The 4,037-nt window shown below is 57.3% G+C and carries 5 protein-coding genes; all 5 read left to right on the forward strand.

The features are described from left to right. Nucleotides 1–336 precede the first annotated feature (336 nt). Genes AC0Z42_RS29625 through AC0Z42_RS29645 form a run of 5 tightly spaced genes read left to right on the forward strand, consistent with a single transcriptional unit; the run spans nt 337 to nt 3,897 of the window. Nucleotides 337–1,125, forward strand: a complete 789-nt coding sequence (locus AC0Z42_RS29625; RefSeq protein ID WP_485471634.1) for a transporter substrate-binding domain-containing protein — start codon at nt 337–339, stop codon at nt 1,123–1,125. A gap of 15 nt (nt 1,126–1,140) precedes the next feature. Then, nucleotides 1,141–1,809, forward strand: a complete 669-nt coding sequence (locus AC0Z42_RS29630; RefSeq protein WP_485471635.1) for an amino acid ABC transporter permease — start codon at nt 1,141–1,143, stop codon at nt 1,807–1,809. Continuing rightward, nucleotides 1,806–2,456 (forward strand): amino acid ABC transporter permease, encoded by a 651-nt coding sequence (locus AC0Z42_RS29635; RefSeq protein ID WP_485471636.1) that lies wholly within the window; start codon nt 1,806–1,808, stop codon nt 2,454–2,456. The genes AC0Z42_RS29630 and AC0Z42_RS29635 overlap by 4 nt, the downstream gene beginning before the upstream one ends. After that, nucleotides 2,443–3,171 (forward strand): amino acid ABC transporter ATP-binding protein, encoded by a 729-nt coding sequence (locus AC0Z42_RS29640; protein ID WP_485471637.1) that lies wholly within the window; start codon nt 2,443–2,445, stop codon nt 3,169–3,171. Before AC0Z42_RS29635 ends, AC0Z42_RS29640 begins: the two co-directional genes overlap by 14 nt. A 27-nt stretch (nt 3,172–3,198) precedes the next feature. Continuing rightward, a complete protein-coding gene (locus AC0Z42_RS29645; RefSeq protein ID WP_485471638.1) occupies nt 3,199–3,897 on the forward strand; it encodes a GntR family transcriptional regulator in 699 nt (232 codons plus the stop codon). The last annotated feature ends 140 nt before the right edge of the window (nt 3,898–4,037 follow it).

Genomic DNA, 4,037 nt, shown 5'->3' on the forward strand with positions numbered 1-4,037 from the left:
CTTCCCATCCCGAACAGGACCGTGAAACAACTTTGCGCCGATGATAGTGCTGCAACCAGTGTGAAAGTAGGTTATCGTCAGGCTTGTTATTCGTAATAGAGAAAAACCCCGATCAGCAATGGTCGGGGTTTTTTTTCGTCTGGCGGTTTGTTGTAAACGCACCCTATTCGTGAATGAGCTGGTGCAGAAAGTGATGCACTGCTCAAAAACCATGCAGAAATAGGGGTTTTGCAGATCGTATACAGGCTTTGTATGCAGGCACGGAAACTGCTCAAGGATTATGGCCTGCTGTTCATCACGGGACAGCGCGCTCCATCCCACCTTGAGGAGTTGTCCATGAACCGTCGTTCGATCGTGTTGTCGCTGATCTTGTCCGCCACCGCACTTGCCGCACCGCTGACCCATGCCGAGGCGCTCGACGATATTCTCAAGGCCAAGGTCTTGCGCGTGGCCGTGCCCCAGGATTTCCCGCCTTTCGGGTCCGTCGGCCCTGACATGAAACCGGTCGGCTACGACATTGACGTGGCCGCACTGCTGGCCAAGAGCCTGGGTGTGAAGCTGGAACTGGTGCCGGTGACCAGCGCCAATCGCATTCCTTACCTCAATACAAAAAAAGTCGACCTGGTCATTTCCAGCCTTGGTAAAAATCCGGAGCGTGAAAAAGTCATCGACTTCAGCGCAGCGTATGCGCCATTTTTCAGCGGCGTGTTCGGAACCGCAGAGCAGGCAATCAGCAAGGCGGAACAACTGGCCGGTAAAACCGTGGGCGTCACCCGCGGCGCCGTGGAGGATCTTGAGCTGAGCAAGATTGCGCCGGCCAATACCACCATCAAGCGTTTTGAAGACAATAACGCGACCATTTCTGCTTTCCTGTCCGGCCAGGTGCCCCTGATTGCCACTGGCAATGTAGTGGCTGGCGCAATTGTCGAAAAACAGGCTGCCAAAAAACTCGAATTCAAATTCTTTATCAAGAATTCTCCCTGCTACGTCGGCATCAATAAAAGCGAGCCGAAGTTGCTGGCGCAAATCAATGCCATCCTGGCCAAGTCGAAAGAAGACGGCAGCCTCAATAGCATCGCGCAGAAATGGCTGAAAACAACGCGTCCCGTCACGGCCCTGCTGTAACTGATCAAGTACGCCATGGCATATACCTTTGATTTCAGCAGTATTTGGGAATACCGCGAGTATCTGTACAACGGGGTGATCGGCACCTTGCGCCTGACACTCGTCGGTACCGTGCTCGGTATTGCGATCGGTATTCTTGGCGCCATCTCGCGCGCCTGGAAACTGCCTGTGCTGTTCCCGGTCTACACCGTGTATGTGGAGCTGATCCGCAACACGCCGTTCATCGTGCAGCTGTTTTTTGTTTTCTTCGGCTTGCCCAGCCTTGGCATTCATTTGAGCGAGTGGCAGGCGGCAACAATTGCGATGGTGCTCAACCTGGGGGCCTACAGCACCGAGATCATCCGCGCCGGCGTGGAGTCTGTGCCGAAAGGCCACGTCGAGGCGGCTTCAGCGCTGGCGATGTCGCGCTTCCAGATTTTTCGCTGCGTGATACTGCGCCAGGCCTTGCTCAAGATGTGGCCAGCCTTGTCCAGCCAGATCGTGATCGTGATGCTGGGATCGTCCGTGTGTTCGCAAATTTCAGCCGAGGAGCTGACCTTTGGCGCCGGCTTTATTACCTCGCGTAACTTCCGCTCCTTCGAAGTGTATTTCGTGGTCACCATCATGTACTTTTTACTGGCGGTGGGCGTGCGCCGCGCGCTTGTCCTGTTTGGCCGCTACGTGCTTGCCAGGAGAGCGACATGAGCGATTTTTCCCTGTGGGACATCGTTCGCAACCTGCTGCTGGCAGGGCGTTGGACGGTACTGCTGTCCTTGATCGCCTTTGTTTGCGGTGGCCTGGTTGGCATCGCGATCCTGATGATGCGCACTTCACGGTCGCGGCTGGTGTGCCAGCTTGCCGTCATGTACATCGAGCTGTTCCAGGGCACGCCACTGTTGATGCAATTGTTCCTGCTGTTCTTTGGCCTGTCACTGACTGGCATGCAGGTGTCGCCCTGGCTTGCCGCCAGCGTGGCCCTGACCTTGTTTACCAGTGCCTACCTGGCGGAAATCTGGCGCGGTTGTGTCGAGGCGATTCCGCGTGGTCAGTGGGAAGCGTCTGCCAGCACAGCGATGTCGTATATGGAACAGATGCGCCATGTGATCTTGCCGCAGGCGCTGCGCATCGCCGTTGCGCCGACGGTCGGATTTGCCGTGCAGGTCGTGAAAGCGACGGCCGTTACATCGATTATCGGTTTTGTCGAGCTGACCAAGGCCGGTTCGATGATCAGCAACGCCACGTTTGCCCCCTTCACCGTGTATGGCCTGATCGCCCTGATGTATTTCTGCCTGTGTTTCCCGCTTTCGCTGTACGCCCGCCGCCTGGAAAGGAAAATCAATGTCTCTCGTTAGCATCAATGGTTTGCACAAGCGTTTTGGTACGCACCATGTCCTCAAGGGCATCGACCTGCGCGTCAAGGCAGGACAAGTCACAGCCGTGATCGGTCGCAGCGGTTCGGGCAAAAGTACCTTGCTGCGCTCGATCAACGGACTGGAAAGTTTCGACGAAGGCTCGCTTGACATCGATGGCGTGCGGGTCACCGTCGGCCAGACCGATTTGCGCCAGTTGCGCCTGAAAGTCGGCATGGTGTTTCAGCAGTTCAATCTGTATCCGCATCTGACGGCCGGGCAGAATGTGATGCTGGCGCCGACCGTGGTCAAAAAAATCGGCAAGCAGCAGGCCGAGGCGCTGGCGCGTGATGCGCTGGCAAAAGTCGGCCTTGCCGATCGCTTCGACTCGTTTCCAGACCAGATGTCGGGTGGCCAGCAGCAGCGTGTGGCGATCGCCCGGGCGCTGGCGATGCAGCCGAAAATACTGTTGTGCGATGAAATCACCTCGGCGCTCGACCCGGAACTGGTGAACGAAGTGCTGGCCGTGGTGCGCAAGCTGGCCGAGGATGGCATGACCTTGATCATGGTCACGCATGAGATGCGCTTCGCACGCGAGGTGGGTGATCAACTGGTGTTCATGCACCAGGGGAAAATCCATGAGCAAGGTGATCCGAAGATCCTGTTTGCCGCACCGTCGACGCCGGAACTGGCCAGTTTCATCAGTTCGGTTTCCTGATCGTGTTTTTCCAAAGCCAGATTGCGCATGCTTGAGCCCACCGCACCAGCTGTGACCAACTCGTCCGACAAGATCGCCGCGGAAATTGCGGCGGCGATCATCGAACGCCGATTGCCCCCTGGCACCAAACTGAAGGAAGAGGCCCTGGCCCGCGTGTACTCGGTCAGTCGCACCAAGATCCGTGCGGCCTTGCTGATGCTGTCGAAGGATGAGCTCATCGAGATCGTGCCGGAAAAGGGCGCATGCGTGTGCAAGCTCAGTGAACGCGAGGCGCGCGAAATCTTTGCCGTGCGCCGCACGCTCGAAGCCGGCCTGGCGCGCGATTTCGTGGGCATGGCCAAGGCCGACGACTATCTCCGCATCGATGCCCACCTTGCCCTGGAACGCCAGGCCCTGGCACAAAACGATCTGCCGCTGCGCGCCAGATTGCTGGGTGACTTTCACACCTTGCTGGCCGATATCGTTGGTAATCTGGTGTTGAAGGAAATCTTGCGCAAACTGACGGCGCGGACCTCGCTGATCGCCATGCACCAGCAGTCCAGCGAAGACGCCAGTTGCTCATCGGATGAGCATGCGCTGTTCATCGAGGCGGCCAGGGCCGGCAACGCCGACGCTGCGGTCGACATCATGTTGCACCATCTCGATCATGTGCTCAAGGCGCTGCATGTCGATGCCAGGGAGTCTGTCGACAAGAAGGACCTGGTCAAAGCCCTGCTGGCCGCCTGAATAAAAACACGCATGGCGATTGAAAGCCCTTGCCAAGACTGGCGGGGCTTTGCTATAGTTCGCCTCCCCAATGAGACGCAGTCAAATGCGGCAGTTGAGGATCACCGGAAACGGCGATGTAGCAGAAAAGAAGGTGTTGA

Source organism: Janthinobacterium sp. 1L-D-8-B-C4, assembly GCF_057291295.1.

Excerpts from the sequence above, each read along its gene's own strand:
- AC0Z42_RS29625 (WP_485471634.1), top strand. The coding sequence starts at position 337 with ATGAACCGTCGTTCGATCGTGTTGTCGCTGATCTTGTCCGCCACCGCA.
- AC0Z42_RS29630 (WP_485471635.1), top strand. The coding sequence starts at position 1,141 with ATGGCATATACCTTTGATTTCAGCAGTATTTGGGAATACCGCGAGTAT.
- AC0Z42_RS29635 (WP_485471636.1), top strand. The coding sequence starts at position 1,806 with ATGAGCGATTTTTCCCTGTGGGACATCGTTCGCAACCTGCTGCTGGCA.
- AC0Z42_RS29640 (WP_485471637.1), top strand. The coding sequence starts at position 2,443 with ATGTCTCTCGTTAGCATCAATGGTTTGCACAAGCGTTTTGGTACGCAC.
- AC0Z42_RS29645 (WP_485471638.1), top strand. The coding sequence starts at position 3,199 with ATGCTTGAGCCCACCGCACCAGCTGTGACCAACTCGTCCGACAAGATC.